Genomic DNA, 3162 nt, shown 5'->3' with positions numbered 1-3162 from the left:
CAAAATCAAAAGGTTCATCAAATCCTCACAACGTGGTAAAAGCAACTGTTGATGCTTTAACAAAAATGCGTGATGCTTATACAGTAGCACAACAACGTGGTGTTGATTTAAACAAAGTTTTTAACGGATAAGACTATGGCTAAGATCAGAATAACCCAGGTAAAAAGTATCATTGACAGAAGCGAACGTCAAAAAAGAACGATGCAGGCATTAGGTTTAAAAAAAATGAACCAGTCTGTTGAAGTTGAAGCTAACGCTGCTATCATTGGAATGGTAAGAAAAGTGAATCACTTGGTTGCCATCGAAAGTATATAATTCGCAGAGGTTGTAAGTGTAATATATTATATTACATTTGCAACCTTTGTATATGTTTAACCGTTGTCCCTGATTAGTGAAAGCGAAGGGCAGCACAATAAGTTTCAAAAATGAACTTAAGTAATTTAAAACCTGCATCAGGTTCTACTAAAAACAGTAAAAGAATTGGTCGTGGTACTGGTTCTGGTCGTGGTGGTACTTCCACTCGCGGTCATAAAGGTGCCGGATCACGTTCTGGTCACAAAACCAAAATCGGATTTGAAGGTGGTCAGATGCCATTGCAACGCCGTGTACCAAAGGTAGGTTTCAAACCTATCAACCGTGTTGAATATGTAGGTGTAAACTTAGATGTTTTACAGGGATTAGCTGAGAAATTCAGCCTGACTTCAATTGATTTTGCTACATTGCAGGAGCATGGTTTAGCACATAAAAACGACCTGGTTAAAATCCTGGGACGTGGTGAAGTTAAAGCAAAAGTTGAAGTTAAAGCTCACGCTTTCTCTGCAACAGCACAAAAAGCAATTGAAGCTGCTGGAGGCTCAATCGAAAAATTGTAATTAATGAAGAAGCTGTTTACTACTTTAAGTAATATTTGGAAAATTCAAGAATTAAGAGAGCGTATCGTATTTACGCTCGTAATTCTTTTGGTCTATAGGTTCGTTTCTCACGTTGTTTTACCAGGCGTTGATGCAACAGCCCTAGGCGATAATCAGAAATCTGGAATCTTGGGTCTGCTGGATATGTTTGCCGGGGGATCATTTTCCCGTGTATCGATCCTTGCACTGGGGGTTATGCCATATATTTCTGCATCAATTGTAGTTCAGTTATTAGGTATCGCTGTACCTTCCTTCCAGAAAATGCAGAAAGAGGGAGAGAGCGGCAGGAATAAACTCAATCAGATCACAAGATACCTTACAGTAGTAATTACCGCTGTGCAGGCTATCAGTTATGTGAAAACACAGGTTCCCAAAGAAGCTATTCTGATTGATCCTACTTTATTCTTCGTTCTTTCAACATTCGTTTTGACGGCAGGTACATTGTTTGTAATGTGGTTGGGTGAAAAAATTACCGATAAAGGTATTGGAAACGGGGTATCACTGATCATTATGGTTGGTATTATCGCACGTCTTCCAATGGCACTGTATCAGGAGATCACTTCAAGGGTTATCGTAGACGGAGGCCTGATTGCACTTGTACTCGAAATCGTTGGTTTGTTCGCCGTGGTAATGTTTACGATCCTGATCGTTCAGGGTGTCCGTAAGGTTCCTGTACAATATGCAAAACGTATCGTTGGTAACAGACAGTTTGGTGGGGTGAGACAATACATTCCATTGAAAGTAAATGCTGCCGGTGTAATGCCTATCATCTTTGCCCAGGCGCTGATGTTCATTCCCACAACACTTACAGGCTTTTTCCCGACATTACAAAATACATGGTTAATCCAGTTCAGTGATCCAACTTCACTGGCATACAGTTTAACCTTTGCATTTTTAATCATTGCATTTACATTCTTCTATACAGCGATTACCGTTAATCCGGTTCAGATGTCTGATGACATGAAGAAAAATGGTGGTTTCATTCCCGGTCTTAAGCCAGGTCTTGATACCTCATCATTCATTGACGATGTAATTTCTAAGATAACCTTTCCAGGTTCTGTATTCTTAGCGATTATTGCCATCCTTCCATCTATCGCTGTTAAGTTCGGTATTAAATCAGAATTCGCCCATTTTTATGGAGGTACTTCCCTGCTGATCCTGGTAGGTGTTGTATTAGATACTTTGCAACAGGTTGAAAGTTATCTGTTAATGCGTCATTATGACGGATTAATGAAAACCGGAAGAGTTACAGGTCGTACTGGTGTTCCCGCTGCAAATGCAAGCGGCAGCAGCGCGGTAATTTAATATGAATGTCTAAGATCTATTATAAGTCTCCGGAGGAGGTTGAGCACATTAGAGTAAGTTCCATGCTGGTATCTGAAACACTTGCAGAAGTGGCGAAGATCATTGGCCCCGGGGTGACCACAATGCAGCTGAACAAACTTGCGGAGACTTACATAAAAGATCACGGAGCGATACCGGCATTTCTAAACTACAACGGGTTTCCTTATTCACTTTGTATATCGCCCAATGAGCAGGTTGTTCATGGCTTTCCAAGTGAGTATGTGATTCAGGAAGGAGATCTGATCTCTGTTGATTGTGGTGTGATCAAGAACAATTTCTTTGGTGACTCGGCTTATACTTTCTCTATTGGAGAGATTAGCCCTGACCGTCAGAAATTGGTTGATGTTACCCAGGAGTGTTTGAAGCGCGCTATTGAAAAAGCTGTTGTTGGTGCCCGCATCGGTGATGTGGGTTACGCAGTTCAGTCATTAGCTGAGCAGAATGGTTTCGGTGTGGTAAGAGAGCTTGTTGGTCATGGCGTTGGCGTACAGCTTCACGAGAAACCAGAGGTGCCTAACTACGGTAGACGTGGTACAGGTATGAAATTGGAGGAGGGTATGGTAATTGCCATAGAGCCGATGATTAATGCCGGTACAGCTAATATAAAGTTTTGGTCTGATGGATGGACAGTAACCAGCGTGGACAGTCGGCCTTCAGCACATTTTGAACACACTGTTGCAATAAAAAAGGGCAGGGCAGATGTTTTATCGACCTTTTCCCTGATTGAAGAAGTTTTAAAAGAAAAAAAGTAAATAATTAAATATTTTTCTTAAATTTGCAACCCTGTTTAATAGCAGCTAATTAAGTAAAAATCAAGATTATATGGCTAAACAAGCCTCGATTGAACAAGACGGTGTAATAAGAGAAGCATTATCCAATGCCATGTTCAGAGTTGAACTGGAGAACG

5 protein-coding genes and 1 pseudogene are annotated in these 3162 nt (G+C 40.9%); all 6 read left to right on the top strand.

Features of this window, described 5'->3' with window-relative positions:
- A pseudogene (locus ABWY16_RS11180) lies at window positions 1–131 on the top strand (30S ribosomal protein S5); the annotation flags it as partial.
- Between the two features lie 4 nt (window positions 132–135).
- The gene (gene rpmD / locus ABWY16_RS11175; RefSeq protein WP_090555281.1) at window positions 136–315 is read left to right on the top strand and encodes a 50S ribosomal protein L30; all 180 of its coding nucleotides are present in this window, start codon (window positions 136–138) and stop codon (window positions 313–315) included.
- 110 nt (window positions 316–425) lie between these two features.
- The gene (gene rplO, locus ABWY16_RS11170; protein WP_353904729.1) at window positions 426–872 is read left to right on the top strand and encodes a 50S ribosomal protein L15; all 447 of its coding nucleotides are present in this window, start codon (window positions 426–428) and stop codon (window positions 870–872) included.
- 3 nt (window positions 873–875) lie between these two features.
- Window positions 876–2216 (top strand): preprotein translocase subunit SecY, encoded by a 1341-nt coding sequence (gene secY, locus ABWY16_RS11165; RefSeq protein WP_353904728.1) that lies wholly within the window; start codon window positions 876–878, stop codon window positions 2214–2216.
- 5 nt (window positions 2217–2221) lie between these two features.
- A complete protein-coding gene (map, locus tag ABWY16_RS11160) occupies window positions 2222–3007 on the top strand; it encodes a type I methionyl aminopeptidase (RefSeq protein WP_353904727.1) in 786 nt (261 codons plus the stop codon).
- Between the two features lie 70 nt (window positions 3008–3077).
- On the top strand, window positions 3078–3162 hold an 85-nt coding region (locus tag ABWY16_RS11155), incomplete at its 3' end, for a S1 domain-containing protein (RefSeq protein WP_502930995.1).

This window comes from Pedobacter sp. (assembly GCF_040513095.1).
Taxonomy (GTDB): domain Bacteria; phylum Bacteroidota; class Bacteroidia; order Sphingobacteriales; family Sphingobacteriaceae; genus Pedobacter.
The sequence above is the reverse complement of the archived record's forward strand: the minus strand, read 5'-3'. Positions and strand labels throughout refer to the sequence as shown.